The sequence below is a fragment of the Phycobacter sedimenti genome, assembly GCF_038148855.1.
GTDB classification, from domain to species: Bacteria; Pseudomonadota; Alphaproteobacteria; order Rhodobacterales; family Rhodobacteraceae; genus Phycobacter; species Phycobacter sedimenti.
In genome coordinates this window covers 89,489-115,972 of sequence record NZ_JBBVGR010000002.1, presented here as the reverse complement: position 1 = coordinate 115,972, position 26,484 = coordinate 89,489, and the positions used below count along the sequence as shown (strand labels likewise).

The following is a 26,484-nucleotide window of genomic DNA, read 5'->3' as shown; positions in this document are numbered from 1 at the left end:
GAGACTACCCCCGCGCGGCGACAGCTTCCATGGCTGTTTTCAGATCATGCACCAGGGTCTGCGCAAGCGAGCGGAACACCATGATCTGAAAGCTGTTTGCCCCGGTACGTGTCACCGAGGCCATCATGTGGCGCAACTCGGTGCGCGCGGTATGGCCCCGTTTGAAGCTCTTGCTGCGCAGATCGATGGGACAGAGACGGGCCAGAACGTCCTCTGCCCCCTTCCCGTCAAGGCGCACCACCGCCCAGGCATCGCTCTGGTCCGTCAACGCCGCATATTCGGCCAGCGATGGATCGGGCGCCGGCCCGGCAAGCAACACCATGTCCCGCCCGAACCAGATCGCGCGGGCGCCCGCCTTGCCGGTGCTGCGCCCCGGCGCGGGCAGCTTCATGCCGTGGGCCGCCTCCAAGGCCGCGCTCAGCGCCTTGTCCTGACCTTTGAAGGGGGCAAGCGTGGTGAGATGACCCGGATCCTCTTCAACAAGGCTCAATCCACCGACAGAGATCGGGAGCAACCCGTCACAGGGGCTTTTTGCAATGAGGTCAGCCACGGGCGCGCCCTCCTTCCGGGTCGTAGAATTGCGGTTCGACCACCTCGCACAGGGCGTCGATGCCACGCATGTGATCGACCAGTCGGATCTGATCGCCGATCCGGCCCCGTCCGCCGCTGAGGAAGGCCAGCGCGATGGAATGGCCAAGGGTTGGCGAGAAACAGGCCGAGGTCACATAGCCCTGATCAAAGATCCGCTCGACCGGCTCTTCGGGGTTGAACAGATGCGCCCCTGCGGTCAGCTGTTTCACCGCGCCGACGGGTTTGAGGCCCACCAGTTGCATGCGGTCCTCGGCCGTCAGCCCTTCGCGGCGGGACATGGGCTTGCCGATGAAGTCCTTCTTCGTCGACATCATGCCCTGCATCCCCAGATCACCGGCGGTCACCGTGCCGTTGATCTCGGCATGGGTGATGAAGCCCTTCTCGATCCGCAGCACGTTGAGCGCCTCCATCCCGTAGGCGCCGCCGCCCAGACCTTCGGCGCGGGACACCAGCTCGCGGAACAGAGCATCGCCATAGCGGGCCGGAATCGCCAGCTCATAGGCTTCCTCACCGCTGAAGGAGATGCGGAACAAACGCCCGGAGGTGCCCATGACCGAAACATCGCCACAGGCCATGAAGGGCCAGGTTTCGCTGTCGATCTCATCATCCAGGAGACCGTTCAAAAGCGCCCGTGCCTTGGGGCCGGCCACGGCGAATTGCGCCCATTGTTCGGTGACCGAGGCGACGCGCACGTCCCAATCGGGGCGCAGAACCTGTGTCACGTACTCCAGATGCGCCATCACCTGCCCTGCGGCTGCGGTGGTGGTGGTCATCACATAGTGCTGCTCGCCCAGCCGCGCGGTGGTGCCATCGTCCATGACAAAGCCATCCTCGCGCAGCATCAGACCATAGCGCGCGCGCGCCACCTTCAGGGTCGAGAAGGTGTTCGTGTAGACATAATCCAAGAGCTTGCCCGCGTCCGGCCCCTGGATGTCGATCTTGCCCAGGGTCGAGACATCGCAGACCCCGACGTGATTGCGCACGAGATTCACCTCGCGGTCGCAGGACTGGCGCCAGTTGGTTTCGCCGGTTTTCGGGAAATAGGCCGCGCGATACCAGAGACCGACCTCCAGCTGATGGGCGCCGCGCTCCTCGCTCGCCTTGTGCGAGGTCAGGAGACGCTGCGGCTTGAACCCCTGATCTGCAGCCCCGGCCCCCATCGCGCCGATACTGACGGGCACGAAGGGCGGGCGGAAGGTGGTGGTGCCGGTTTCGGGAATGCTGCGCCCGGTGGCATCGGCCAGAACCGCCAGCGCGGCGACATTGGAGTTCTTGCCCTGATCCGTCGCCATGCCTTGGGTGGTGTAGCGCTTCATATGCTCGACCGAGCGGAAGTTCTCACCGGCAGCCTGATTGACGTCCTTCACGGTCACGTCGTTCTGGAAATCGAGCCAGGCGCGCCCCTTGCCCGGCACCGCCCAGAGCGGCGAGATCCGGTACGGGTCATCCTCGGCCTCTGGCAGATCGGTGGCAGCCCCCTTGAGGCCCAGCGCCTCCAGCACCTCTGCCGCTGCCCTTGCCCCTTCGCGCAGGGCACCTGCGGTGGAGAATTCCCCATTGCAGGCCCCCGCCGTGACCATGCCCGGCACGCTGCCGACCTTCGGCACAAAGGCGGCGATGTCGCGCCGCCAGGTGGGCCGAGCGTTCAGATGGCAGGTCAGATGCACCGAGGGGTTCCAGCCGCCCGACATGGCAAGGCAGTCGGTCTGGATCTTCTCCTCGCCCGCGACGGAGCGCACGGTGATGCTTTCCAGCCGCTTGCGCCCGCCCGCGTCGCAGACCTGCGCGCCCTTGATCACCGGGAACAACTCGCTGTCAGGCGCATCGTGGCGGCTGTCGATCAGGGCGGCCACATGGACGCCCGCGTTCGCCAGATCGCGGGCGGTGCGATGGGCGTCGTTGTTATTGGCAAAGCCCGTGACCCGTTCACCTGGCGCCACGCCCCAGCGGTTCAGATAGGCGCGCAGGGCGCTGGCGGTCATGATGCCGGGGCGGTCGTTGTTGCGAAAGGCCACGGGGCGTTCGATGGCGCCTGCCGCCAGAACCGCACGTTTCGCCGCGATGCGCCAGAAACATTCGCGTGGCAGGTGGCTTTCCTTAAGGGAGTGGCGGCGCGGCTTGTGATGGGCGACACGCTCCAGCGCGCCATAGGTGCCCTGATCATAGGCGCCGGTGACGGCGGTCCGCACCATCAGGCGCACGTTCTCCATGGCAGAGAGCTCCTTCAGGACCTCGGCCACCCACAGGTGGGCTGGCATGCCGTCCACCTCTTCGACCTCGGCCAGAAGGCGGCCGCCCATGCGGCTGTCTTCTTCGGCCAGGATCACGTCCGCGCCCGCGCGCGCAGCCGTAAGCGCTGCCATCAGACCGGCAGGTCCCGATCCGATCACCAAGAGGTCGCAGAAGGCATAGGCCTTCTCATAGGTGTCCGTGTCAGCCGCGCCGCTGAGGGCGCCCAGCCCCGCCGCGCGGCGGATCATCGGCTCATACAGTTTTTCCCAGAAGGCCGCAGGCCACATGAAGGTCTTGTAGTAGAAGCCCGCGCCGAGGAAGGGCGCGGCCAGATCGTTGACCGCCATCACGTCGTGTTCCACCGAGGGCCAGCAGTTCTGGCTGCGCGCGCTCAGACCCTCGTACAGCTCCTGCGTGGTGGCGCGGATGTTCGGGTCCTGATGGGCGCCTGCGCCGATGGTCACCAGCGCGTTCGGCTCTTCGCTGCCTGCGGTCAGGATGCCGCGCGGGCGGTGGTATTTGAACGAGCGTCCCACCAGATGCACATCATTTGCCAGCAGGGCCGAGGCCAGCGTGTCCCCCTCAAGGCCCATCATGTGCTGGCCATTGAAAGAGAAGGTAACGGGTTTTGCGCCTTCGATCAGTCCTTTGCCGGGCAGTCTCATGCCGCACCTCCAAGACCTGCGGCCGAGGCGAGCGAGACCTCATGGATCTCATGCGTCGCCGTATTGCGCCGCACCTTGAGCCAGGCACCACAGCCCATTTCGTGATGCCACAGCTCATCCAGCGGCCCCGCCGGATTTTCGCGCAGGTTCACATATGCGTGCCAGGCATCGAGATCCGCATCCTCGGCGGGGCGAGGAAGGGCCGCGCCGCGATAGGTGAACTCGCGGCGGTCCCTTTCACCGCATATGGGACAGGTGATCCTCATGTCTGCCGCTCCCCTGCGTTGTCGTTCGTAGGATGTGTCTTGGCTGATCTCGCGCGCTTAGTGCAGGTTGTGCTGGGCACCGGTCCCCTCCTCGTCCATGAGGCCGATGCCGCTGCGGAAGCGGTCCAGCTTGAACCGGGTCGCCGCGCCATGCGGGCGGTCGGTTGCGATCAAATGGGCATAGACATTGCCCGACCCCGGCGTTGCCTTGAAGCCGCCATAGCACCAGCCGCAATTGAGATAGAGCCCGTCGATGGGGGAATGGTCGATGATGGGCGATCCATCGGGCGTCATGTCCATGATCCCGCCCCAGCTGCGCAAAAGCCGCGCCTTGCCCACGGCGGGGACCATGGCCATGCAGGTCTCCATCGTGTGCTCGACCATGGGCAGGTTCCCCCGCGCGGCGTAAGAGCTGTAGAAATCAAGGTAACTGCCAAAGACCAGCCCACCCTTGTCGGACTGGCTGATATAAAGGTGCCCCTCGGCAAAGGTGATCACGTGATCGACCAGCGGCTTGATCCCTTCCGAGACGAAGGCCTGCAGCACATGGCTTTCGATCGGCAGGGTCAGCCCCGCCATAGCCGCCACCTGCCCCGAGCGCCCGGCCGCCGCCAGCGCCACCTTCTTGGCCCGGATCGGGCCACGCACGGTCTGCACGCCAGTGACGCGGCCATTCTCGACATCGATGCCGGTCACCTCGCAGTTCTGGATCAGGTCCACGCCGCGCCTGTCGGCGCCGCGGGCAAACCCCCAGGCCACTGCATCATGGCGCGCGGTGCCCGCGCGGCGCTGCAAAAGGCCGCCCATGATCGGAAAGCGGTTATTGTCGAAATTGAGATAGGGCGCCATGCGGCGCACGCCTTCGCGGTCCAGCAGCTCGGCATCGTCGCCCTGGTTGATGACGGAATTGCCCCGCCGCACGATAGCATCGCGCTGGGCGTCGTTGTGAAACAGGTTGATCATGCCGCGCTGGGACATCATCGCGTTGTAGTTCAGCTCCTGCTCGAGGCTCTCCCACAGGCGCAGGGAGTGGGAATAGAATTCCGAATTGCCCGGCAGGTAGTAGTTGGCGCGCACGATGGTGGTGTTGCGCCCGACATTACCGCCACCGATATAGCCGCGTTCCAGTACCGCGACATTGGTGATTCCGTGTTCGGCGGCCAGATAGTATGCCGTGGCCAGCCCGTGCCCGCCGCCCCCGATGATGATCACGTCGTATTCGCGTTTCGGGTCCGGATCGCGCCAATGCGGACGCCAGCCCTTGTTGCCGGTCAGCCCTTCCTTCAGCACCCGCCAGCCGGAAAACCGCATATCGTGACCTCCACCTCTCCGTCGCGCCTGCAGGCAGCACGGCCTGCCGCAGATCTTGCCCTAGTGCTAGCGGCTTTGCCGGGGCTGTCCCACCCCTTTTTGCAGGAAATTCGACAGAGCCGCAGGCATTCCCCGAGGCACTGCACGCAATCTGAGCAGGCATGTCCAGTGCAAAATGCGACCTGTTGTGACGCGAGTTGAGTAACAGGGCGAGACAGAATGTCAGTTGATGTCCGAGGCGCTGCAATCAGAAAGCGCCTGCTGCAAATGCGTCAGTAATCCCTGCCACTTCTCGTCGAGCGGTTTGCCTTCGGGCGCCAGGCTCTCCACAAGCTCAATCGCATCCTGAGCCTCGCGTTCACAGGCGCGGATTTTGGCTTTGCGTGTCTCCCCGAACAGGACGGCCTGAAGATCGCCCGCGGTGGCAACTTCCGCGCGCAACGCGGGATCAGCGGTTTCGCAGCGATCCAGAAACATGGCCCGTGCAGCCTCTACCCCGGTGGCAGCGCCAGCCCCGGCCAGCATCTGCGCGATCCGGGGGTAAGGCGCGCGATCCTGATAATAGGGCTGTTTGACCATGAACGGCACCGCAACGAAGGGGTTCATCTGCTCAACGTCCGGAAAACAGGCCAGCAAGGTCTGGCGCAGGGCAAGCTGGCTGTGGGCAAAGGCGGTGAGTCCCTGCTTATCGGCGACATCCAGTGTCTCCTGCACCTCATCAAGGGTCAGCAGATAGGAAACGACAAAGGCATAGCCATTCATGGCGGCATGAATCAAAAGGGTACGACCCTTGCCATCCAGCTGCGTCGGCTGAAGCTGCCCCTGCGCCCGAAGGGACTGAAGCTGCGCCAGCAGGTCGGCCTCGGCCCGATCCCACTCGGCAGGGGATCCGCCGGTGCGTTCGCCCATCTGGTAAATGGTGTTTCCAAACCCATTGATGGCCTTCAGACCGGCAGGAAGCTCATCTGCAAAGGAAACGGCGGGCAAAAGGCCCGCCGCAACGAGAACGACAACGTTCAGCAATCTGAGCAAGGACTAGAGCCCCTTGGCGCGGTAGCTGGCGGCAACCTTGCCGATCGAGACCAGATAGGCCGCCGTGCGCAGGTCCATCACGTCATCGCGGCCATGCCAGACCTCGCGCATGGACTGGTAGGCGATGCGCATGGTGTCATCGAGCCCCGAGCGCACCAGCTCCAGCTCATCGGCGCCGCGCAGGTATTTCTCCTTGAAGCGGGGATCCAGCGTCCAGGTCTTGCCGAGGCTTTCGGAAAGTTTCTCCAGCTCGTCCACCACCAGCTGGTGGCGCGACTCTTCCTGGCGGCGCTGCATGCGGCCAAAGCGGATATGGCTGAGGTTCTTGACCCATTCGAAGTAGGACACCGTCACACCGCCCGCGTTGGCATACATGTCTGGGATGATCACCGTGCCCTTGTCGCGCAGGATCTCGTCCGCGCCCGCCGTGACCGGGCCATTGGCCGCCTCGATGATCAGCGGCGCCTTGATGCGCGCGGCGTTGGACATGTTGATCACACCTTCCAGCGCCGCCGGGATCAGGATATCGCAATCCTGTTCCAGCAAGGTGGCGCCATCTACGGTATGGGTGGCGTCCGGATAACCGGTAATCCCGCCGTGCTTGACGATCCAGTTGCGCACGGCCTCCACATCCAGCCCCTCTTCGCGGTGCAGCGCGCCGTCACGTTCGATGATGCCGGTGATCAGGGCGCCGTCTTCCTCGCTCAGGAACTTTGCGGCGTGATAACCCACGTTGCCCAGGCCCTGCACGATCACCCGCTTGCCATCGAGTTTCCCTGTCAGCCCCGCCTTGGCAATGTCCTCGGGGTGACGGAAGAATTCGCGCAAGGCATATTGTACGCCGCGCCCCGTCGCCTCGACCCGGCCCGCGATGCCGCCGGCATTGAGCGGCTTGCCGGTGACGCAGGCACGGGCGTTGATATCGGTGGTGTTCATCCGCGCATATTGGTCGGCGATCCAGGCCATTTCGCGCTCGCCCGTGCCCATGTCCGGCGCGGGGACGTTCTGGCTGGGGTGGATCAGGTCGCGCTTGGCCAGTTCATAGGCAAAGCGGCGGGTGATCAGTTCCAGTTCGTGTTCTTCATACTCCCGCGGATCGATGCAAAGCCCGCCTTTCGAGCCCCCAAAGGGCGCCTCCACCAGGGCGCATTTGTAGGTCATCAGCGCCGCCAGCGCCTCCACCTCGTCCTGGTTCACGCCCATGGCGTAGCGAATGCCGCCCTTGACCGGCTCCATATGTTCGGAATGGACCGAGCGATAGCCAGTGAAGGTCTGGATCTTGCCACGCAGGCGCACACCAAAGCGCACCGTGTAGGTCGCGTTGCAGACCCGGATCTTTTCCTCCAGCCCGGGCGGCAGATCCATGATGGATACCGCGCGGTTGAACATCAAATCGACACTCTCGCGAAAACTGGGTTCGTTCTGGCTGCTCATTGGCGTTTCTCCGTGCTTTTGGGCGACTCAAAATAGACATTTACGGCAACTCTATGCATGGAAGTTTAAGACATGCGACCATTTTGACCATTCCCTTCTAAAGAATCATCATTTGCGAATTCGGATTGTGATTCGGTATCCCTTTGCACTGCCATTTCCTCACTTACGTCAACAATCCGTGAACGACAGGGCACATTGATCGGCAACCCTGCAACAATCGTTAAGGTTTCGCCCCGCCCACGCCCCAATTCCGCCATCTTCCCCAAGCATTCATGAAGATCAGTCGCGAAAGGGCGTCGTCCGTCCTTTTTTGTAAAGCACGGGGCATGGGGGTGTGTTGCATGCGTGCGCATCGCAAGATCGAAGAAGGTCCAAAAAAGTCCCTACTGGCAGCGCAAGCCGCCAGGCTGCGGGCCTTTGCGCAGGACGACAGCGGTGCCATGGCGGCCCCTACGGTTTTCTTTTTCCTGGCGATGCTCGCCGTCGGCGGGATCGGCATCGACCTGATGCGGATGGAGCGGGATCGCACCATCCTTCAGTATACCCTGGACCGTGCGGTCCTGGCGGCGGCGGATCTTGATCAGCCCCTGGCTCCGACGGCAGTCGTGATGGATTACCTGAGCAAAGCAGGTCTTCAGGAATATTACGAAACCCCCATTGTCGAGCAGGGCCTTGGCTACAGAAAGGTCGAAAGCACGATCAACGCCACCTTCGACTCTCACATGCTGGAGTTTTCTGGCGGCGGCGACCTGCCGATCTATGCCAACTCCCGCGCCGAGGAGAGCATCGACAGCGTCGAAATCTCGCTGGTGCTGGATGTATCGGGTTCAATGAACTCGAACAGCCGCCTGACCAACCTGAAAGTCGCCGCCAAGGATTTTGTCGACACGATGGTGGCGAATACCACCGACGGGAAGATGTCGATCTCGATCATTCCCTATGCAACGCAGGTGTCGCTCCCCGAGGAACTGATCGGGCAGTACAACGTTGACCGCCCGCAGACCTACGCCAACTGCGTCAATTTCAAAAGCCAGCACTTCAACACCGCAGGGGTGTCGACGACTGAAGCGCTGGAGGGATCGATGCTGATGGACCCGTGGTACACCCACGACACGCGCAGCAGTGGCAACCCGCTAGAATACTCGGTTTGCGAACCCGATGAAGAACGTGAAGTCCTGCTGTTCGAAAAGGATGCAACGGCGCTCAAGACCTTCATTGACAGACTGTACGCCTGGGGCAACACCTCTATCGACATCGGCATGAAATGGGGCACAGCCCTGCTGGACCCGAGCGCACGCCCGGTGATCAGCGCGCTCAGCTCCGGGGCTGATGCCATCGTTCCGGCCGAATTCGGCAACCGCCCTGCCGAGTATACAGACCATGAAACGGTGAAGGTCATCGTGCTGATGACAGACGGTCAGAACACGTCCCAGTATTTCATGAACCCGAACTATCGCAGCGGCACCACGGGTGTTTGGTACGACACGACGTCAGAGGTCTATTCGACCTATGACGCCAACAACGACAGGTACTTCTGGCACAATCGCAGGATCTGGATGGATCACCCCTATGGCGAACGTCCCGGCACCACCTACTGCTATCAGTGGTACTACGGCAGCTGCACCCGTACCGCAACGGAAGGCGGTTCCCCCGCGACCCTCAGCGAGCTGACCATGCCCGATCTCTACGCCTACAAGTCAGTCAAATCGGTTTACAACATGTTCCGCGAATGGATGGGAAGCACCACGGCGCGGAGCCTGTGGTACAACAACGTGTACTCCTCCTATGGCAACGCGACCAAGAACACCCGTACGCGGGCCATCTGCCAGGCAGCCAAGGATCAGGGCATTATCGTCTTCACGATCGGTTTCGAAGCCCCCAGTGACGGCGTGGCGGTGCTGCAGGACTGCGCCAGCTCGGATGCCCACTATTTCGATGTGAACGGGCTTGAGATCTCGGATGCCTTTGCCTCGATCGCGACCTCCATCCGCCAGCTGAGGCTGACGCAATGATACGCCGCACCATCTCTGCCCTCCGCCTCTTCCGGCAACGCGAAGACGGCAACGCGACTTTGGAATTCGCGATCATCATCCCTGCCTTTCTGATGATCCTGATGTCGACCGTGGAACTGGGGCTGGTGAACATCCGCCAGTCGCAGCTTGAACGGGCGCTGGATCAGACCGTGCGCGGGATCCGGCTGTCCACCGGGGCCGTGGCACAGCACGACCAGATCCGGGATGAGGTCTGCTCCCGCTCCGGCTTTATCGACAACTGCGCGACCTCCCTGCGGCTGGAAATGGTACGCCTTGACCCGTTCAACTGGACCGGTGTCAGCGCAGAACCCGATTGCGTCAACCGCGTCGAAGAAGTGCAGCCCGTCCGCACCTTCACCAGCGGCCAGTCGAACCAGCTGATGCTGATCCGCGCCTGCATGAAGTTCAAGCCCATCTTCTCGGACTGGGGTCTTGGCGGCAGCATGGGCAAGGATGCCGACGGGCGTGTCAGCCTTTTCGCCGCATCGGCCTTTGTGCAGGAGCCAAGGTAAGCCATGTTGCAAGCTCTCATTTCTCTCGCGAAGCGGTTCCGCCAATCCAACTCGGGATCCGTATCTGTAGAATTCGCGATCTACACTCCGGTGCTGCTGGGACTGTTTGCGGCTTTCTACACCTTCTTTGACGCCTTTCGGCAGGAAAGCGTCAATCTCAAGGCTGCCTACACGGTGTCTGACCTGATCTCGCGGGAAACAACGGCGCTCAACAACGACTACATCGACAGCATGTATGAGATGACCAAACTGCTGATCCGGTCCGACTCCAGCATCAGCCTGAGGATCTCAGTCATCCGCTGGGATGAGGGAGACCAGAAGTACTACGTGGATTGGTCAGCGGTACGCGGCGGGGCCATGGTGCAATGGACAGACGCAACGATCGCAAATGTCGAGGACGATCTGCCCACCATGCCCGATCAGGAGCGGGTGATCCTGGTGGAAACCCGCAACCAGATGACACCTGCCTTCCGGGTCGGGCTACCGGATCTCGACATCAACAATTTCGTGTTCACACGCCCGCGTTTCGCACCGCTTGTCCGTTTTGAGGGCGATGTCAGCGCAGGCGGCAGCCATGACGATGGCACGGAAGACGTCGCCGTCACGAACTGATCCGGCTGCCGCGCGAGACGGAGAGGTTCACACCTTCGGTCAGATCACTGGTCCAGATCGATTTTCAGATCGCGTTTGGCGATCATCGCGGCCAGGATTTCAGACATTGCCTTGCTGTGGGCACCGGGTGTCACCCCGCCCACACCGATACGCCGCCCGATACGCCACCACAGCCCGGGAAACCAGGCACGGGGTCCGGGCGTTTTCCTGCGCATCAGAAAGCCGTTCGAGGGCTTGAAGGCGAAAAAGCCGCGATCGATGATCTCGATATCGGCCACGCGCGCGATCTCGGTGCCGTCAGAGCACCGCAGGACCTCTTCTGTCAGCTCGATCCGGTGCGCCGTCGCCTGCCACATGCGCACGGCCAGCCAGAGCGCGCCAAGGCCCACCGCCAGCAGGAACACCAGCCAGGCCGCAGAGGGCGGCGTGGAAAAGGCAACGTACAAAAGGATCACGCCAACGGCGGCCAGCATGCCAACCCCCATGATCCGCCGGGGCGCCGATGCTTCTATCGTTGCCACTACCTCATCTGTCATGCGCCTGCCTCCTGTCGCGTCCTGCGGCGCGGCATAGCCTGATTTGACGCGGACGAACAGCCCCGGCGTGGACCAGGGCCCCTACTCGGCGGCGGCCCTGCGGATGACCACCTCGTAACCGCGCTCCTCGGGTTCATCGTCGACCAGCTCGGTCGGGAAACCATCAGCAAGCACGCTGACGCCTGCGGCCTCTTCCAACCGTTCGATGATCTGATCGGACTGCGCCCGCGCGCCATAGCGCGCCTGGCCATCCTCCATGATGCGGATCACCTCGGGCGACAGCTCAAGCGGCACATGGTTGCGATCGGCAATCGCCTGGAACAATCCGATATCCTTTAGCACAAGGTCCATGGTGAAATTCACGTCGCGGTTGCCCGACAGGATCAACTGGCTTTCTGTCTCATGCACAAAGGAGGTGCCCGAACTGATGCGGATCGCCTCATAGGTGGTTGCCAGGTCAAGCCCCGCCGCCTTCATCACCGTCAGCGCCTCGCACAGGGTCAGCAGGTTCGCCGTGGCCAGATAGTTGGTCATCACCTTGAGCGTGCTGGCCGTGCCGATCTCACCGGTGTGCAGCACCCGCCGCCCGAGGATCGTCAACAGCGGCAAGACCCGCTCGAAGCCCGCGCGCGGCCCGCCCGCGAAGATCGAGATATTGCCGGTGTCCGCCCGGTGGCATCCGCCCGAAACCGGGCATTCCATGGCCAGCCCGCCGCGCGCCTCGACCCCGGCAGCAAGGCGGCGCACCTCGGCCTCGTCCGTGGTGGACATCTCGATCCAGATCTTGCCGTCCGTCACATGGGGCAACATGTCCTGCATCACCGCATCGCAGGCCGCAGGCGATGGCAGGCAGGTGATCACCACATCGCAGGTCTGCATCATCTGAGCGGGCGATCCACCCGCAGCGGCCCCGCGCGATACGAAATCCGCCACCCGTTCCGCGTCGAGGTCATGTACTCTCAGATCCACCCCGTTGCGCAACAGACTTCCGGCAAGCTTTCCGCCAACGTTGCCCAGCCCGATAAATCCGGTTTTCAGCCCTGCTTCCATTGTGGCGCCCTTTCTCTCCTGATGTCCTTTGCGATCCAGCTTGCGGGGGATCGCGATGCCAGACATCCCGGAAAGCGACACGGGCGGGCCGTTCGCGACCGAAAACCGCTCCCTGGTCCGGGCCATTGCGCAAAGCTGCGCGTTTTTGCACAGGAGGTGTCACATCGCGTGGATTTCCGGGCGCAGCTTTCCCGCCTATCTTGTCTTTCAGCGACCAGGCGAGGAGACAGCCCCATGTCCATCAGACCGATACTCGAAACCCGCAGCGCCATGCCAACGATGGAGGGCGCAGGCGTGAAGCTGCACCGCGCCTTTGGCTTTCAGGATCCGAGCGAGCTGGACCCGTTCCTGCTGTTCGACGATTTTCGCAACGAATACCCCCAGGACTACCTGCGGGGCTTTCCCTGGCATCCGCACCGGGGGATCGAGACGATCACCTATGTGCTGTCCGGCACGGTCGAGCATGGCGACTCGCTTGGCAATACCGGCACCTTGGGCGCCGGGGATGTGCAGTGGATGACCGCCGGGTCGGGCATCCTCCACCAGGAAATGCCCAAGGGAAACATCAATGGCCAGATGCACGGCTTCCAGCTGTGGGGCAACCTGCCCTCCAGCCAGAAGATGACCGCGCCGCGTTATCAGGACGTTCAGGGCAAGGAGATCCCTGAGGTTATCGACGATGATGGCACCCGCGTGAAGGTGATCGTGGGTGAGTTCTGGGGCAAGAGAGGCCCGGTAGACGGCATCGCCGCCGATCCGCAGTATCTGGATGTCTATGTGCCCGCCGGTGTGCGCAAGACCTTCAAGATCGACACCTACCGGCGCGCATTCGCCTATATCTTCGAAGGGCAAGGCGCCTTTGTGGACGCGTCCCGCCCGCAGGGAGTTCTGCTTGAGAAAGAAGTCGCAGGCGAAGAGCTGCACATCCGCGACATGTCGGGCGACCGCACACTGGTGCGTTTTGGAACCGGCGATGAGATCACCGTTCAGGCCGGCCCTAACGGGGTGCGCTTCCTGCTGATTTCAGGCGCCCCGATCGAAGAGCCGGTAGCCTGGCACGGCCCCATCGTGATGAACACTCAGGAAGAACTGCGCCAGGCCTTCCGCGACCTGAACAACGGCACCTTCATCAAACCGGCACATTGACCGAGCCGGACGCCGCCCTGTCCCCGTCCCTGCGGGGGCAGGTCCCGTTTCAGGCCGCAACCGCCTTGCGCACCATATCCCAGTAGATCGTCTCGACCTCTTCCAGCGACAGGCGCCCGCCCGCGCGATACCAGGTCATCACGCCGTTCAGCATGGCAATCACCGCCAGGGTCGCGATCTTGGTGTCCGGGATCTGAAACACGCCTTCCGCCACCCCCTGCTTCAGCACGGTTTCAAGCGCGTTCTCATAGCTGCCGCGCATGGATTCGATGGTGGCAAAATTCTCGTCCGAGAGGTTCCGCAGCTCCATGTAGGCAATAAAGACCGCGTCGGGGCGTTCCATGTGATAACGGATGTGAAAGCGGACAAAACGCTCCAGCTCGCTCACCCCACTGTCCGTCGTCGGCTCGCTCTGCCAGGCCGCGATCAGATCGCTCATGTGACCCTGCATGAGACTGAACAGCAGGCTCTGCTTGTCAGAGGTGTAGTTGTAAAGCGCCCCTGCCTGCACGCCCACGTCGGAGGCGATCTGGCGCATGGAGACCGCGGCGAACCCGTGCTGTGCAAACAGCCTGAGCGCCGCCTCGCGGATGCGCGGGCCAGTGATATCGGAATGAGAGCCTTGCGTACGTGCCATGTCTGCAAGCTAACTGAACATCCGTTCAGAAAAAAGCCCTGCTTGTGCGGAAAGCCGCAATTGTGCATCAAGGGACAGCGCACCGTGCGCCGACAGATGACGAGCCGGGACCCCTTCCGATGACCCACCGCCGCTTTACCACTTCCGCCCTGCTCATCGTGCTGGCCGCCGCTTGCGGGGCCTGCACCCGCGTGCCGGAAATCGAGGGTCGGCTGACTGCGGATCTGCGTGATGCCGACTACCCGGACCTTCTGCCACTGGACCAAGGTCTGGCCCCACTGCCAGCCCCCCAGGATCAAAGCCGGGAGCTGGAAGAGCAGCTTGATGCACGCAGCGCCCGGCTGAAAGCGCGCGCCGAAGCGCTGCGGCGCGCAACAAACTGACCGGATTTCGCCATCAGCGCGGCTCACACGCTCCTTTCTCGCCCCTGCCCTCGCCCGCAGCGTTGCACCGCTGGCCCGAACCGGCTAAGGCGGGGCAAACGAGTTGAGACAAAGGACCTCCCGCCATGACAGAGCCGCTTCGCCTTGGAATTGCAGGTTTGGGCACCGTCGGCGTGGGCGTGGTGAGAATCATTCGCCGCCAGGCCGCGCTGCTTGAGGCGCGCACCGGACGTCCGATCGTGATCACTGCCGTGTCGGCACGCGATGCCGAAAAGGACCGCGGCGTATCCCTCTCCTCCTACGCATGGGAAACCGATCCGGTTGCGCTCGCCAAACGCGACGATGTGGATGTTTTCGTCGAGCTGATGGGCGGCCATGAAGGCGCGGCCAAGGAGGCAACCGAGGCCGCACTGGCGTCTGGCAAGGATGTGGTCACCGCGAACAAGGCGCTTCTGGCCATCCACGGCCAGGCCCTGGCCGAGCAGGCCGAGGCGGCAGGCCGCGTGATCCGCTTTGAAGCCGCCGTTGCGGGTGGCATTCCGGTGATCAAATCCCTGACCGAAGGCCTTGCCGGCAACGAGATCACCCGCGTCATGGGCGTGATGAACGGCACCTGCAACTACATCCTGACCCAGATGGAAGCCTCCGGGCGCGGCTACAACGCGCTGTTCGAGGAATGCGGGCGCCTCGGTTACTTGGAAGCGGATCCAAATCTGGATGTGGGTGGCATCGATGCCGGTCACAAGCTGGCGCTGCTGGCGGCGATCGCCTTTGGTACCAAGCCCGATTTCGGCAATGTGCAGCTTGAAGGCATCCAGCGCATCGCCATCGAGGACATCCGCCATGCGGCAGACATGGGATACCGGATCAAACTCCTGGGTGTTGCCCAGAAATCCGCCCGCGGCCTGGAACAGCGCATGGCGCCTTGCCTGGTGCCTGCGGAATCTCCACTGGGCCAGCTTGAAGGCGGCACCAACATGGTCGTGATCGAAGGCGACGCGGTGGATCAGATCGTTCTGCGCGGCCCCGGCGCAGGCGAAGGGCCAACCGCCAGCGCCGTTCTCGGCGACATCTGCGATATCGCGCGGGGCTTTCGCATTTCGACCTTTGGTCAGCCCGCCACCACCCTGCAGGAGGCGCCCTCGGCGATCTCGGGCCTGCCCGCGCCCTACTATCTGCGCCTGTCGCTTCAGGACAAACCCGGTGCCCTCGCCAAGGTTGCAGCGGCCCTCGGGGATGCTGGCGTGTCGATCGACCGGATGCGCCAGTACGGCCACTCCGAACCCACCGCGCCCGTGCTGATCGTGACCCACAAGTGCACCAGCGCCATGCTGGACGATGCGCTTGCGGGGCTGGCGGCCACAAAGGTTGTCGACGGCGAACCCGTCGCCCTGCGCATCGAAGAGCTCTGACGCAAGAGCGACCGAAACAGAACGCGGACAAATCGCAACAGGGATGATCAGCGCATCATCCCTTGCCCGCAGCGCCCCGCACGGGGTATCGACAATCAACCGAACCGGATTGACATAGGATTATTGAGTATGACCTCGACCAGCTCTGACGCCCCTTTCCACGACCGCATGCTGTCCCTGGGCCTCGCTCGGGTCGCCGAACAGGCGGCGCTTGCCTCGGCTTCCTTGGTGGGCCGCGGCGATGAAAAGGCCGCCGACCAGGCCGCCGTGAACGCCATGCGGGAACAGCTGAACCTTCTGGACATCAAGGGTGTCGTGGTCATCGGCGAAGGCGAGCGCGACGAAGCCCCGATGCTGTACATCGGCGAAGAGGTCGGCACCGGCAATGGCCCCGGCGTCGATATCGCGCTGGACCCGCTCGAGGGCACCACGCTGACCGCCAAGGACATGCCCAATGCGCTGACCGTGATCGCCATGGGTCCGCGCGGCTCCATGCTGCATGCGCCCGACACCTACATGGACAAGCTGGCCATCGGTCCGGGCTACCCCGAAGGCGTCGTGTCGCTCGACATGTCCCCGCGTGAACGGGTCGAGGCGCTGGCCAAGGCCAAGGGCTGCGCACCGTCGGACATCACCGTCTGCATCCTTGAGCGCCCGCGCCATGAGGCGATGATCGCCGAGGTCCGTGAGACCGGCGCCTCGATCCGCCTCATCACCGATGGCGACGTGGCCGGTGTCATGCATTGCGCCGAAAGCGAAGTGACCGGCATCGACATGTACATGGGCCAGGGTGGCGCCCCCGAAGGCGTTCTGGCCGCAGCGGCGCTGAAATGCATGGGCGGTCAGATCTTCGGCCGCCTCCTGTTCCGCAACGATGACGAAAAGGCCCGCGCCGCAAAGGCGGGAATCACCGATCTGGACCGCGTCTACAGCCGCGACGAGATGGTCACCCAGGACGTGATCTTTGCCGCGACCGGCGTCACTGGTGGCTCGCTCCTGCCGCGCATCAAGCGCGAGCCGGGCTGGCTGGAAACCACTACGCTGCTGATGCGCTCGAAAACCGGATCGGTGCGCCGCATGTCCTACCGCACCCCGGTCGAGAGCAAGGCCTGAGCCAAATACCACCTGACGCGGATTGCCGCCATTGCGGCCATTCAACGCGTGCAGGCAACGTTCCGGGCCGGGTCCACGCAGGATCCGGCCCTCTTTCATGGGGGTAATGCGTGAGCTTTCTTGGGGTTGAACAGTCTCTCAACGGGCGCCGCTGGTTGGGTCCCGGCATAGATCAGGAACGCGCAGCCGAGGCGATGGTGCAGCAGACCGGCCTGCCTGCCGCCGTCTGCCAGGTGCTGGCCCGGCGCGGCGTCCCGCCACATGAGGCGACCGGCTTCCTTGCTCCCGCGCTCAAGGATCTGCTGCCCGATCCCCGCCGCCTGAAAGACATGGAAAAAGCCGCCGCGCGGTTTTTGCAGGCCGTGGAGCAGCGCCAGCGCATTGCCGTTTTTGCCGATTACGACGTGGACGGTGGCAGCTCGGCGGCGCTGCTCTTGGTCTGGCTGCGCGCCATGGGGCAGGATGCCACGCTCTATATCCCCGACCGGATCGACGAAGGATACGGGCCGAACGATGCCGCCATGTCGGCGCTGGCGCGCGATCACGACCTGATCGTCTGTGTGGACTGCGGCACGCTGTCCCATGGCCCCATCGCCGCCGCCAAAGGCGCGGACGTGATCGTGCTGGACCACCACCTTGGCGCAGAGACCCTGCCCGACTGCGTTGCCGTGGTGAACCCGAACCGGCAGGACGAGGACGGCGACCTGGGCTATTTCTGCGCCGCTGGCGTGGTCTTCCTGATGCTGGTGGAGGTCCGCCGCCAGGCCCGCGACAAGGGGCTCGGCACCGGGCCCGATCTGATGGCACTGCTGGATCTGGTGGCGCTGGCAACGGTGGCGGATGTGGCGCCCTTGATTGGAGCCAACCGCGCCTTGGTGCGTCAGGGGCTGAAGGTCATGGCCGCGCGCAAACGGGTGGGCCTTGTGGCGCTGGCCGATATCAGCCGGATGGATTCGGCGCCCTCCACCTATCACCTCGGCTTTCTGCTGGGCCCGCGCGTCAACGCGGGCGGGCGCATCGGCAAAGCGGATCTGGGCGCGCGGCTGCTGGCCACCGACAACCCGCATGAAGCGGCGGCTTTGGCCGAACGGCTCGACCAGCTCAACACCGAACGCCGCGACATCGAGAACGCCGTGCGCGCCGCGGCGCTGGAGCAGGCCGAGGCGCGCGGACTGGACGCGCCGCTGGTCTGGGCGGCAGGCGAAGGCTGGCATCCGGGCGTTGTCGGCATCGTCGCCTCGCGCCTGAAAGAGGCCGCAGGTCGTCCCGCGGTGGTGATCGGCCTGGATGGCGATGAGGGCAAGGGATCGGGCCGTTCGGTCAGCGGCATCGACCTTGGTGCCGCAATCCAGCGGCTGGCCAGCGAGGGCCATCTGATCAAGGGCGGCGGCCACAAGATGGCCGCCGGTCTGACCGTTGCGCGTGACAAGCTGGAAGAGGCGATGGCGCGACTGGGCGATCTTCTGGCGAAACAGGGCGCCGGTGATCTGGGTCCTGCGGATCTGAAACTGGACGGGATGCTGATGCCCGGCGCGGCCACGGTGGACCTGATCGAGCAGATCGAACAGGCCGGCCCCTTTGGCGCGGGCGCCCCGGCCCCGCGCTATGCCTTTCCCGATCTTGAGGTGCGTTTTGCCAAACGGGTGGGAGAATCACATCTGAAACTGTCGCTCAGCGATGGCCTTGGCGGCGGGATCGACGCGATTGCATTTGGCGCATTCGACACGGCTATGGGCCCCCGCCTGCTTGAGCACGGTGGCGCAAGGTTCCACTTTGCCGGTCGCCTCGAGGTCAACACCTGGGGCGGTCGCCAAAGCCCGCAACTGCGTCTGGAAGACGCCGCTCCGGCCAGTTGATCCACCGGTTTCGCAGCCCCGAAAGAATCTTTTCCCGGGCGCATTTTTTCGCTTGCGGCGGGCTGCGGGAATAACTAAACACCGCTCACACAACAGAGTGGCCCGTTCGTCTATCGGTTAGGACGCCAGGTTTTCAACCTGGAAAGAGGGGTTCGATTCCCCTACGGGCTGCCACTTTTCCCTTTACTGCAATGCTGCGCTGACCACCTGCAAGGAACAGTTTGTCGGTTCTTTGCGCCGTGGGACACCTGCGCATCAATCGGCTTGCCTCCAAAGCGACATCGGCTTTTTTGCAAGCTCAGCGCAGATCACCGCGCTGTGCTGTCACTGTGCGACGTCCCCCATCAAAGCGACATTGCCCCGACGCTGCCGCCGCCGCAGACATAAAGCGTCTGGCCAGTGACAAATCCGTTCTCCGGATCACAGAAAAACAGGAATGCATTCGAGATGTCGCGCACTGTGCCCAGACGTCCCACCGGAATGCGCTCCGCAAGTTGTGCCTCACGGTCGCTGCCCTTGGGAATGATGCCCCAGAAATTGTCGGTCTGCACCGGCCCCGGAGAGACGACATTCACGGTGATGCCATGCCCGGCAAGTTCCAGCGCCCAGGTGCGGGCCATTCCGATTATGCCCGCCTTGGTCGCGGAATAGGCGGTGCGCGTCGGCACGCCAAGCGCCGCGCGCGAGCCGTTGAAAAGAACGCGTCCAAAGCCCTTCGCCTTCATTGTCGGCAGGAAGGCCTGCAACAGCGTCAGCGGTGCCCCAAGGTGCAGCTGCGTCAATCCGGTCAGATCCTCGGGCGTCGCCTGTTCAACCAGATTGGGCCAGATCATCCCGGCATTGTTCACCAGATGCGTCACATCATGATTGGTTGCGATTTCTGCTGCGGCCTGTTCGGTGGCGCTTGGATCCAGCAGGTCGACCTCCACATGATGCAGGCCCGGATCCGACCACTCCGGCGCGCCGCGTGACAGGGAGACGACCGTATACCCCCGTGAAATCAGCCGCTGCCCCAGATCGGCGCCAATGCCCTTGCTGCCACCCGTGATCACGGCCGTGTAATTGCTCATGTCGTCACCATTGCCAGCACACGCAGAGGGCTGCCTGTTCCGCCTTTAATCTTGAGAGGGGGGGCGATCAGCAGCGCGCCCGTGGGGGGCAGCTGTTCGAGGTTGCGAAGGCATTGCAGTCCGAATTTACCCGCCCCGTGCAAGAGATAATGCGCCGGATAGGGCGGCACGTAATGGGCACCCTGCCCGGCATCGGTGCCGACGGTCTCGGTGCCGAACCCGCGAATATCCCGCTTCAGCAGCAGCTCGATCGCGGCCGGGGTCGGCCCCGGCGAATGCGGCCCGTCCTCTGCCATGTTGAGATAGGCCGCTCCGCTGCGCTTGGACCAATCGGTGCGCATCAGAACCCAGCTATCGGCGGGGATGACCCCGTGTTCAGCTTCCCAGGCTTCGATGATCTCGGGCGTCAGCTCGAAATCGTCATCCCTGGCCGCCCCTTCGGAACAATCGATCACCACGACCGGGCCGACAAAGGTGTTCGGGTCGATCTCATCCACCGCGCCATTGGGGACATCCTTGCCCGACACCCAGTGGATGGGAGCATCAAAATGCGTGCCAGTGTGTTCATTGAGGGTCAGGTTGTGCCACTTCCACGCTGGCCCGCGATGATCATAGGCGCTGACCTCTTCCATGCGAAACCGGGCGCATTGGCCAAATTCCGGCGGCAGGACGATGACGGGAAAATCCGGGTCCAGCGTATGGGTCAGATCCACGATCCGCACCGCACCACTGCCCAGCGCCACCGCCAGATCTGCAATATGATCGCTCATGATCCGCCTCCGGTCATTTCCCGCTCCAGCAAGAGCGCATCCGCCTGCCAGCGCGCATAGTGGTCACGCGCGATATCGCCGCAGGTGACCTCCTCCAGCCCATCAACCAGTCCTGCCACGACCGAGCGCGCGACGGCGCTTGGCGTCACCTTGGGCGGCGGCAGCGGCTGGAACCAGGAATCGCCCTCGATGGGGCCGATGTAGACATTCATCATACGCAGGCCGCTGTTGCGAAACTCGGCGCGCAGGCTTTGCGAGATTGACCGCGCCGCTGCCTGGGATGCGCCGAATGCGCCAAAGCCCGGATCCGGCACCAGCGCCTGCACCGAGAGGATATTCACGAAAGCCGCCGCCGAGTTGGTGCCATCCTGTACCCGCGAAGCCATGCCAGGGCCGAACCCCTGCGCCAGCCGCATCAGGCCCATGGTGTTCACCTCGAAACTGTCGCGGGCAAAAATGGTGTCGTTCGCCATGATGCCGCCGGGGCGCACGAAACTGGCCGTGTTAATCAGGATATCGACCTTGCCGCCGATCTCGGCGGCGAGCTTTTCAATCGATGTCACATCCGTCACATCCAGCGGCAGCAGAGAGACGTTTTCCATCGCTTCGAACGCCGCACGCTCCGGCCAGCTGCGCCAGGCTTCCGGCTCCCCCAGGAACACATGGGTGGCACCGGCCTTGAGCAGAGCCTGCGTCAGGGCCAGGGCCACCGGCGCCCGGGCGTCACTGATCAGAACGCGGCGGTATTTGGGATCGGACGACATCGCCCGCAGCACGGGATCATCTTGCATCGCGGCACTTCCTTTCTGCGGCAGCGCAACCAGTACGCCCTGCCCGGCTCTGTCCAGTTTCAATGCCATGCGCACCGCATCGCCGCGACCGACCTCCCCATGCAGATGGCAATTGAGCATAGGCCCGGCATCCAGTTTTACCGCGCCCATGCGCCAGGGCATGCGTTCGCGAAAGTAAGGCTCGGGTGACACACGGATCGTTGTTTCGGCCATGACAGTGCCGGATGGATCCACATCCTGCCAGCGCAGGTCAGTGGACAGGCATTTGTGGCAGGCATCGCGCGGCGGATACTGCACCGCTTGGCACTCTGCACAGACCTGCAGGCCAAAGCGGCCCTGCGCGGCCATCACGCCCAAGCCCAGTGCCGCACGGCTGCGCGTCGCAGGGGGCAGCACCGGCACCGTCGTACGTCTTTGTGGGTTTTTCTTTTTCGGCGGGGAAAGCGGTTCACTCATGACGCCCCTCCTTCGATCACGGCGGCCGAGGAACAGAGGCCCCGATCATAATTGATCACGCCAAAGCCCGACACGGCTGCCCGGCGGGCGCCTTCGACCTGGGTTGGTCCCGCTGTTCCTGTCACCTGCCGCAGCGCCTCGACCAGGCCAAGATAGCCGCCCGCCGCCCCGGCCTGCCCGACCGACAGCTGCCCGCCCGAGGTGTTATGTGGGAAATCACCGCCGATGGTCAGATCATGGCGACGCACGAAGTCTGCCCCCTCGCCCTTGGCGCAGAACCCCAGATCCTCGAATTGCATCATGCAGATCACCGGGTAGTCATCATAGGTTTGCAAGACGTCGATCTCGTCAGGACCGTGGCCCGCCATCTGCCACAGCTCATCCACATCCACGGCCCAGCCGCCGCGCAGCTGCATGGGATCCTCGGGAAAGGCATTTGTGCGCTCGATGGTGGCGCTGATCCGGGCAAAGGGCAGCCCCTTGGCCCGGGCCATCTCTTCGCGCATCACCACAAAGGCCTCAGCACCGGCGCAGGGCATCACGCAGTCAAACAGGCCGATCGGGTCCGAGATCATGCGACCTTCGAGGTACTGATCCAGGCTCAGCGGCTTTTTCATCAGCGCCTGCGGGTTCTTCAGGGCATTGGCCCGTTGCGCCACCGCGATGCGGCCAAAATCCTCCCGCGTGGCGCCAAATTGTTGCATATAGGCGTCCTGCAACAGGGCAAAGCTCGCATTGGGGCCGCCGAACCCATAAGGAAAGGTCGCATCCATCGAGAAGCGCGAAAAGGCGGACAGAAGGTTTCGGAAACTGTCGATCCGGTTGGTATCCCCCGCCACGCAGGCGATGACACCGGCATCACCGCATTGCACTGCGCGCGCCGCCCGGCGCAGGGCGGCAACACCGCAAGCCCCGCCCATCGGAACCGTATCGAGCCACCGGGGCGAAAGGCCCAGATGCTGTGTCAGGCCAACAGGTGTGTCGGGCGTCAGAGTAAAGCTGGAGACCGAAAGCCCGTCCAGCTGCTGCGGTGTCATGCCGATCACATTCAGCGCCTTGCGCAGGGCGCGGGCGATCCACCAATGGGCCGTCTCGTTGGTGTAGCGGACGTAGGGCACCGATACGGGCGCCGTCAGCACAACCCCGTCATAGGGCAGACGCCTCATGCCGCGCTCCGCTTTTTCAGATGGCGGGTGTCGATGGTCTGCGGATCCTTCAGCAGCTCAGCCGCGCGCGTCTTCAGCACCGCCCGTTGCAGTTTCTGGGTCGCGGTGACGGGCAGGTCTTCGACAAAGGCGATGTAGCCGGGCGCCTTGTAGTAGGCCAGCTGAGCCAGGCACCATGTGGTAATCTCGTGGGCGAGTTCCGGGCTGGGCGCATCCTTGGCAATGATGCAGGCAAAGACCTCGTCTCCCCTGATCTCATCGGGGACTGCTGCGACTGCAACCCCTGCAATTGCCGGATGGCGGGCCAGGATGGATTCGACCTCGACTGCGGCGATGTTTTCCCCGGATCTGCGGATCACGTTCTTCTTGCGGTCGACGAAATACATCGTCCCGTCCGCCGCGCGCCGCACGATATCGCCGGTGTGGAACCAGCCGCCTTCCCAGGCCTCGTCCGTGGCGTCCGCATTCTTGAAATACCCCGCAAAGAAGCCCTTGCGCGGATCCGGCCCCGCATGACGCACCAGGAGTTCACCCTGATCGGCATCTGCGCCGCTGTCATCCACCAGCCGCGCCTCGACCGTGTCCTGCGGCCAGCCGATGCAGGAGGTGCCCACGTTGCGCGGATCGCGGTTGGCGCAGATGGTGGCCCCTGCCCCGGTTTCGGTCATCGCCCAGGCCTCGGTCAGGGCAAAGCCGAAGCGGTCTTCGAAGGGGGCGTGGAGTTTGGGATCAATACCTGCACCAAACCCGAAGCGCACCGAATGATTGCGGTCCTCCTCATGAGGGGGGGCACCCATCAGCATCGAGGGCATCACGCCCAGATAGTGCAGGCAGGTTGCCCGGCTGCGGCGCACCGACTCCCACCAGCTGCGCGGATGAAAGCGGTCAAGTGCCGTAAGGCAGCCGCCCACGGCCACCATCGCCATGAAGGAAAAGGCCATGGCGTTCATGTGAAAGATCGGCAGTGGCGTGATCATCCGCTCACCGCCCGTGTTCAGCGCGCAAACGCCGGTTGCCGTGCTGTACCAGCGGCCCGCCTCGATGAAATAGGCATTGGTCAGAATGCAGCCCTTGGGCTGTCCGGTGGTGCCGGAGGTATAAAGAAGCGCCGCCTCCGCATCGCCGCTCCGCGCGGCGATGGCCTCGGTTGTTACGGCCTGCGGCAGCGCCTCGCCCGGCGTCACGACAGGCATCTGAACACTGGCGACTTTCGCAGCGCTGCGCAACTCCTCCGCCCGAGCCGCCAGCGACAAGGCCAGCACGGGTTCGGCGTGCCCGATCATATATTCCATTTCGGCGGCGCGCAGATCGGGGTTTACGGGGACAACGGAAATCCCGAGCGCGTTGAAGGCCAGCCACCACAGGAAGTAGCTGGGCCGGTTTTCCAGCAGCAGCATGACGCGCTGACCTTTGACGTATCCGGCCGCCTCGATTTCTGCCAGATGGTCCTGCACCGTCTTTAGGGCCTCGGCGTAGGTGATCTCGCCCGCGTCGATCCCGTAGATCTCTGCCGTTTCCGGCAGGACATTCAGGAACGAACGGCCCGGCCAGCGGGCGGCGCTGTCTGCAAAGGCGCCAAAAACAGTCTTTGCGGCGATCATGGCAGCAACTGGATATTGCGGAAGGCCGCGTCGCAATTCAGGAGATCAACCCGCTTGCCTGCAATCCGAAGCGCCCCGTCCACCAGGGCCAGATCATGCCTGACGGTCAGGGCCAGCAACTGCTGTTCGTCCAGGCGCGTTTCCACGTAGTGCATCGAGGTATTGGTCACGAAGCGATCGTTGTGCATCTCGTCCACAAAGGGGCGCTGAATGACATGGTGACAGCGGCTTTTTGGCTTTTGACTGAAGGTGCGTGCGCCGTTCAGCCGCTCGACCCGCAGTTTCAGCATGAACATGTCTTCATAAAGCAGCGAGGTCTGATTGACCGGATCGGTCTGCTTGTAATCGAGCGGCATCCAGTAGATGCCGTCGGGCAGCCAGAGCGACAGCCACTCGTCATAGCGGCCTTCGTCCAGCATCCGCACCTCGTCATAGATGAAATCGATCAGCTGATCCCGTGTGACGCTCATTCCGCCACCTCCTGCGCCGGAACATCATAGGTCATGAATTTGGCCCAGGCGTTGAACTGGTTGCGCATCTGGCGTTCCGTGGTGCCATTGTGCACGGCTTCCTCGGTGAAATCCTCGTCCTCTTCGAGAAGTCGCTGGACGTTCACCCATTCCATACCGTCGGCGTGCAGGCCTTCCTGAGCGCGCTCGTACATCTCAAGGTCGTCATGCCCCACGATCGAGGTGGGCGCATTGATCATGCGGTTGTACATCGCCGTGCGGGCGGTCAGCGCATCCGGCGCCCCAACCAGACGGTAGATGTAGCTTTCCACGATGGTCCTGTCGGCCGCCAGCGGGATGAAGACCCGCAGTTGCTGGATCGGCCCCTTGATCATGATATTGGGGAAATAGACGGTGTTGTGGCGGTTGTCGTCCAGAATGGCCTTGGCCCGTTCCTCTCCATAGGTTTCCGTCATGGCTTCGAAATACCCCGGAATGGCGGAGTAATCCGAATGGATCGAATGGCTCACACCCGTATGCCCGTGTCCATTGGGCCAGGTGCGGATGCCCATGCCTTCGAAGAACTCATAAGGGGACATGAAGGGCGCGATGATCTCCATCGCGGGGGGCTTGGGGGTGCCTTCCGGCAGGTTCAGGTCTTCATAAAGCTTCAATGCGGTGCCGGCGCTGCTTTCGTGCGCGACCATCGGATGACAGGTGTCGGTCTGGTTCTCGACCAGCATCTTCCAGTTGCAGTGATGCAGATAGCGCAGCGGCGGGCCAACCACCGCGAGCCGGCCTTCGGGCGAGCGGTCCACCATATTGTCGAGCGAGCTGAGGCTGTCGCCAAAGAACTCCTCGAAGCTGATGCCCTCTTCGGCCAGCCGCGCAAAGATGAAGCCGCGATAGTTTCTGACGGCGCCGACTGCCTTCATCCCCTTGCCGCTTTCGGTCTCTTCAAGGCCGGTGCCCTCGTATCCCTTTTTGAGTGGGATCGCGAGCAGGCAGCCGTCGGTCTTGAACGACCATGCATGATAGGGGCAGCGGAAGAATTTGCCGGTGTTGCCCTGCCGGTCGATGACGATCTTGGTGCCCTTATGCGGGCAGCGGTTGTAGAGAACCTGGATGTCATCCGCCTTGTGACGCACCTGAATGACCGGCTGATCCCCCACCTGGGTCGCAAAGTAGTCGCCCTTGGCCGGGGTCTGGCTTTCGTGACCGACGAACACCCAGGAATTGGCAAAGACATGCTTCATCTCAAGCTTGAAGATGTCCTCGTCGATATAGACATCCCGGTGCACCTGATGGGGCTGCACAAGGGAAGCCGCTGCCTCTGGATTTCCTGAATAGCTCACCTGTC

24 protein-coding genes and 1 tRNA gene are annotated in these 26,484 nt (G+C 63.3%); 9 read left to right on the top strand and 16 right to left on the bottom strand.

The features are described from left to right. Nucleotides 1-4: 4 nt before the first annotated feature. The 6 genes from AADA15_RS03585 to AADA15_RS03560 form a co-directional block, all read right to left on the bottom strand. A complete protein-coding gene (locus AADA15_RS03585) occupies nucleotides 5-550 on the bottom strand; it encodes a sarcosine oxidase subunit gamma (protein ID WP_341640178.1) in 546 nt (181 codons plus the stop codon). After that, on the bottom strand, nucleotides 543-3,488 hold the full coding sequence (locus tag AADA15_RS03580; RefSeq protein ID WP_341640177.1) for a sarcosine oxidase subunit alpha family protein: 2,946 nt from the start codon (nucleotides 3,486-3,488) through the stop codon (nucleotides 543-545). Before AADA15_RS03580 ends, AADA15_RS03585 begins: the two co-directional genes overlap by 8 nt. After that, the gene (locus AADA15_RS03575) at nucleotides 3,485-3,754 is read right to left on the bottom strand and encodes a sarcosine oxidase subunit delta (RefSeq protein WP_341640176.1); all 270 of its coding nucleotides are present in this window, start codon (nucleotides 3,752-3,754) and stop codon (nucleotides 3,485-3,487) included. The genes AADA15_RS03580 and AADA15_RS03575 overlap by 4 nt, the downstream gene beginning before the upstream one ends. Before the next feature lie 57 nt (nucleotides 3,755-3,811). After that, nucleotides 3,812-5,065, bottom strand: coding sequence for a sarcosine oxidase subunit beta family protein (locus AADA15_RS03570; protein WP_341640175.1), 1,254 nt, complete (start codon nucleotides 5,063-5,065; stop codon nucleotides 3,812-3,814). Between the two features lie 222 nt (nucleotides 5,066-5,287). Then, nucleotides 5,288-6,097, bottom strand: a complete 810-nt coding sequence (locus tag AADA15_RS03565; RefSeq protein ID WP_341640174.1) for a hypothetical protein — start codon at nucleotides 6,095-6,097, stop codon at nucleotides 5,288-5,290. A gap of 3 nt (nucleotides 6,098-6,100) precedes the next feature. After that, entirely contained in the window at nucleotides 6,101-7,531 is a 1,431-nt protein-coding gene (locus AADA15_RS03560) for a Glu/Leu/Phe/Val family dehydrogenase (RefSeq protein WP_341640173.1), read from the bottom strand. 341 nt (nucleotides 7,532-7,872) lie between these two features. On the opposite strand from AADA15_RS03560, the gene AADA15_RS03555 reads away from it, so the two are divergent. From AADA15_RS03555 to AADA15_RS03545, 3 genes are read left to right on the top strand one after another with little or no spacing between them, the layout of a single operon-like run. Then, nucleotides 7,873-9,543, top strand: a complete 1,671-nt coding sequence (locus tag AADA15_RS03555; RefSeq protein WP_341640172.1) for a pilus assembly protein TadG-related protein — start codon at nucleotides 7,873-7,875, stop codon at nucleotides 9,541-9,543. Continuing rightward, the gene (locus tag AADA15_RS03550) at nucleotides 9,540-10,076 is read left to right on the top strand and encodes a TadE/TadG family type IV pilus assembly protein (protein ID WP_341640171.1); all 537 of its coding nucleotides are present in this window, start codon (nucleotides 9,540-9,542) and stop codon (nucleotides 10,074-10,076) included. Before AADA15_RS03555 ends, AADA15_RS03550 begins: the two co-directional genes overlap by 4 nt. Nucleotides 10,077-10,079: 3 nt before the next feature. Beyond that, on the top strand, nucleotides 10,080-10,688 hold the full coding sequence (locus tag AADA15_RS03545; protein ID WP_341640170.1) for a TadE/TadG family type IV pilus assembly protein: 609 nt from the start codon (nucleotides 10,080-10,082) through the stop codon (nucleotides 10,686-10,688). Between the two features lie 44 nt (nucleotides 10,689-10,732). Here AADA15_RS03545 and AADA15_RS03540 read toward each other — a convergent pair whose 3' ends face one another. Further along, nucleotides 10,733-11,224 (bottom strand): hypothetical protein, encoded by a 492-nt coding sequence (locus AADA15_RS03540; RefSeq protein WP_341640169.1) that lies wholly within the window; start codon nucleotides 11,222-11,224, stop codon nucleotides 10,733-10,735. Nucleotides 11,225-11,305: 81 nt separating this feature from the next. Continuing rightward, nucleotides 11,306-12,262 (bottom strand): NAD(P)-dependent oxidoreductase, encoded by a 957-nt coding sequence (locus AADA15_RS03535; protein ID WP_341640569.1) that lies wholly within the window; start codon nucleotides 12,260-12,262, stop codon nucleotides 11,306-11,308. A gap of 246 nt (nucleotides 12,263-12,508) precedes the next feature. Between AADA15_RS03535 and AADA15_RS03530 the strand changes: the two genes are divergently transcribed. After that, on the top strand, nucleotides 12,509-13,420 hold the full coding sequence (locus AADA15_RS03530; protein WP_341640168.1) for a pirin family protein: 912 nt from the start codon (nucleotides 12,509-12,511) through the stop codon (nucleotides 13,418-13,420). A gap of 49 nt (nucleotides 13,421-13,469) precedes the next feature. On the opposite strand, the gene AADA15_RS03525 is transcribed toward AADA15_RS03530, so the two are convergent. Beyond that, nucleotides 13,470-14,057: a TetR/AcrR family transcriptional regulator gene (locus AADA15_RS03525; protein ID WP_341640167.1), complete on the bottom strand. Its 588-nt coding sequence runs from the start codon at nucleotides 14,055-14,057 to the stop codon at nucleotides 13,470-13,472. Between the two features lie 119 nt (nucleotides 14,058-14,176). Here AADA15_RS03525 and AADA15_RS03520 point away from each other — a divergent pair, with 119 nt between their 5' ends. From AADA15_RS03520 to AADA15_RS03500, 5 genes are all read left to right on the top strand, one after another. Further along, nucleotides 14,177-14,440 (top strand): hypothetical protein, encoded by a 264-nt coding sequence (locus AADA15_RS03520; RefSeq protein WP_341640166.1) that lies wholly within the window; start codon nucleotides 14,177-14,179, stop codon nucleotides 14,438-14,440. A 125-nt stretch (nucleotides 14,441-14,565) separates the two neighbouring features. Continuing rightward, complete coding sequence (locus tag AADA15_RS03515; RefSeq protein WP_341640165.1) at nucleotides 14,566-15,852, top strand: homoserine dehydrogenase; 1,287 nt, start codon at nucleotides 14,566-14,568, stop codon at nucleotides 15,850-15,852. Nucleotides 15,853-15,981: 129 nt separating this feature from the next. Further along, nucleotides 15,982-16,965 carry a class II fructose-bisphosphatase gene (gene glpX / locus AADA15_RS03510; RefSeq protein ID WP_341640164.1) on the top strand — a complete coding sequence of 328 codons (984 nt, stop codon included), beginning with the start codon at nucleotides 15,982-15,984 and terminating at the stop codon, nucleotides 16,963-16,965. Between the two features lie 110 nt (nucleotides 16,966-17,075). After that, a complete protein-coding gene (gene recJ / locus AADA15_RS03505; RefSeq protein ID WP_341640163.1) occupies nucleotides 17,076-18,821 on the top strand; it encodes a single-stranded-DNA-specific exonuclease RecJ in 1,746 nt (581 codons plus the stop codon). A gap of 99 nt (nucleotides 18,822-18,920) precedes the next feature. Beyond that, a tRNA-Glu gene (locus AADA15_RS03500) sits at nucleotides 18,921-18,995 on the top strand. Nucleotides 18,996-19,165: 170 nt separating this feature from the next. Here AADA15_RS03500 and AADA15_RS03495 read toward each other — a convergent pair. The 7 genes from AADA15_RS03495 to AADA15_RS03465 are packed head-to-tail and all read right to left on the bottom strand — an operon-like array spanning nucleotide 19,166 to nucleotide 26,479. Then, on the bottom strand, nucleotides 19,166-19,891 hold the full coding sequence (locus AADA15_RS03495; RefSeq protein ID WP_341640162.1) for an SDR family NAD(P)-dependent oxidoreductase: 726 nt from the start codon (nucleotides 19,889-19,891) through the stop codon (nucleotides 19,166-19,168). Next, nucleotides 19,888-20,661 carry a cyclase family protein gene (locus tag AADA15_RS03490; protein WP_341640161.1) on the bottom strand — a complete coding sequence of 258 codons (774 nt, stop codon included), beginning with the start codon at nucleotides 20,659-20,661 and terminating at the stop codon, nucleotides 19,888-19,890. Before AADA15_RS03490 ends, AADA15_RS03495 begins: the two co-directional genes overlap by 4 nt. Then, nucleotides 20,658-21,908, bottom strand: coding sequence for an SDR family NAD(P)-dependent oxidoreductase (locus tag AADA15_RS03485; RefSeq protein WP_341640160.1), 1,251 nt, complete (start codon nucleotides 21,906-21,908; stop codon nucleotides 20,658-20,660). The genes AADA15_RS03490 and AADA15_RS03485 overlap by 4 nt, the downstream gene beginning before the upstream one ends. Beyond that, nucleotides 21,905-23,074, bottom strand: a complete 1,170-nt coding sequence (locus tag AADA15_RS03480) for a thiolase family protein (RefSeq protein ID WP_341640159.1) — start codon at nucleotides 23,072-23,074, stop codon at nucleotides 21,905-21,907. The genes AADA15_RS03485 and AADA15_RS03480 overlap by 4 nt, the downstream gene beginning before the upstream one ends. Then, nucleotides 23,071-24,675, bottom strand: coding sequence for an AMP-binding protein (locus tag AADA15_RS03475; protein ID WP_341640158.1), 1,605 nt, complete (start codon nucleotides 24,673-24,675; stop codon nucleotides 23,071-23,073). The genes AADA15_RS03480 and AADA15_RS03475 overlap by 4 nt, the downstream gene beginning before the upstream one ends. After that, nucleotides 24,672-25,145: an aromatic-ring-hydroxylating dioxygenase subunit beta gene (locus AADA15_RS03470; protein ID WP_341640157.1), complete on the bottom strand. Its 474-nt coding sequence runs from the start codon at nucleotides 25,143-25,145 to the stop codon at nucleotides 24,672-24,674. The genes AADA15_RS03475 and AADA15_RS03470 overlap by 4 nt, the downstream gene beginning before the upstream one ends. Further along, nucleotides 25,142-26,479, bottom strand: coding sequence for an aromatic ring-hydroxylating dioxygenase subunit alpha (locus AADA15_RS03465; RefSeq protein WP_341640156.1), 1,338 nt, complete (start codon nucleotides 26,477-26,479; stop codon nucleotides 25,142-25,144). The genes AADA15_RS03470 and AADA15_RS03465 overlap by 4 nt, the downstream gene beginning before the upstream one ends. Nucleotides 26,480-26,484 lie beyond the last annotated feature (5 nt).

What these genes read in the sequence shown, in the direction of transcription:
- AADA15_RS03580 (WP_341640177.1), bottom strand. Translation starts at nt 3,488, where the DNA reads ATGAGACTGCCCGGCAAAGGACTGATCGAAGGCGCAAAACCCGTTACC.
- AADA15_RS03575 (WP_341640176.1), bottom strand. Translation starts at nt 3,754, where the DNA reads ATGAGGATCACCTGTCCCATATGCGGTGAAAGGGACCGCCGCGAGTTC.
- AADA15_RS03570 (WP_341640175.1), bottom strand. Translation starts at nt 5,065, where the DNA reads ATGCGGTTTTCCGGCTGGCGGGTGCTGAAGGAAGGGCTGACCGGCAAC.
- AADA15_RS03560 (WP_341640173.1), bottom strand. Translation starts at nt 7,531, where the DNA reads ATGAGCAGCCAGAACGAACCCAGTTTTCGCGAGAGTGTCGATTTGATG.
- AADA15_RS03555 (WP_341640172.1), top strand. Translation starts at nt 7,873, where the DNA reads ATGCGTGCGCATCGCAAGATCGAAGAAGGTCCAAAAAAGTCCCTACTG.
- AADA15_RS03550 (WP_341640171.1), top strand. Translation starts at nt 9,540, where the DNA reads ATGATACGCCGCACCATCTCTGCCCTCCGCCTCTTCCGGCAACGCGAA.
- AADA15_RS03545 (WP_341640170.1), top strand. Translation starts at nt 10,080, where the DNA reads ATGTTGCAAGCTCTCATTTCTCTCGCGAAGCGGTTCCGCCAATCCAAC.
- AADA15_RS03540 (WP_341640169.1), bottom strand. Translation starts at nt 11,224, where the DNA reads ATGACAGATGAGGTAGTGGCAACGATAGAAGCATCGGCGCCCCGGCGG.
- AADA15_RS03530 (WP_341640168.1), top strand. Translation starts at nt 12,509, where the DNA reads ATGTCCATCAGACCGATACTCGAAACCCGCAGCGCCATGCCAACGATG.
- AADA15_RS03525 (WP_341640167.1), bottom strand. Translation starts at nt 14,057, where the DNA reads ATGGCACGTACGCAAGGCTCTCATTCCGATATCACTGGCCCGCGCATC.
- AADA15_RS03520 (WP_341640166.1), top strand. Translation starts at nt 14,177, where the DNA reads ATGACCCACCGCCGCTTTACCACTTCCGCCCTGCTCATCGTGCTGGCC.
- AADA15_RS03515 (WP_341640165.1), top strand. Translation starts at nt 14,566, where the DNA reads ATGACAGAGCCGCTTCGCCTTGGAATTGCAGGTTTGGGCACCGTCGGC.
- glpX (WP_341640164.1), top strand. Translation starts at nt 15,982, where the DNA reads ATGACCTCGACCAGCTCTGACGCCCCTTTCCACGACCGCATGCTGTCC.
- AADA15_RS03495 (WP_341640162.1), bottom strand. Translation starts at nt 19,891, where the DNA reads ATGAGCAATTACACGGCCGTGATCACGGGTGGCAGCAAGGGCATTGGC.
- AADA15_RS03490 (WP_341640161.1), bottom strand. Translation starts at nt 20,661, where the DNA reads ATGAGCGATCATATTGCAGATCTGGCGGTGGCGCTGGGCAGTGGTGCG.
- AADA15_RS03485 (WP_341640160.1), bottom strand. Translation starts at nt 21,908, where the DNA reads ATGAGTGAACCGCTTTCCCCGCCGAAAAAGAAAAACCCACAAAGACGT.
- AADA15_RS03480 (WP_341640159.1), bottom strand. Translation starts at nt 23,074, where the DNA reads ATGAGGCGTCTGCCCTATGACGGGGTTGTGCTGACGGCGCCCGTATCG.
- AADA15_RS03475 (WP_341640158.1), bottom strand. Translation starts at nt 24,675, where the DNA reads ATGATCGCCGCAAAGACTGTTTTTGGCGCCTTTGCAGACAGCGCCGCC.
- AADA15_RS03470 (WP_341640157.1), bottom strand. Translation starts at nt 25,145, where the DNA reads ATGAGCGTCACACGGGATCAGCTGATCGATTTCATCTATGACGAGGTG.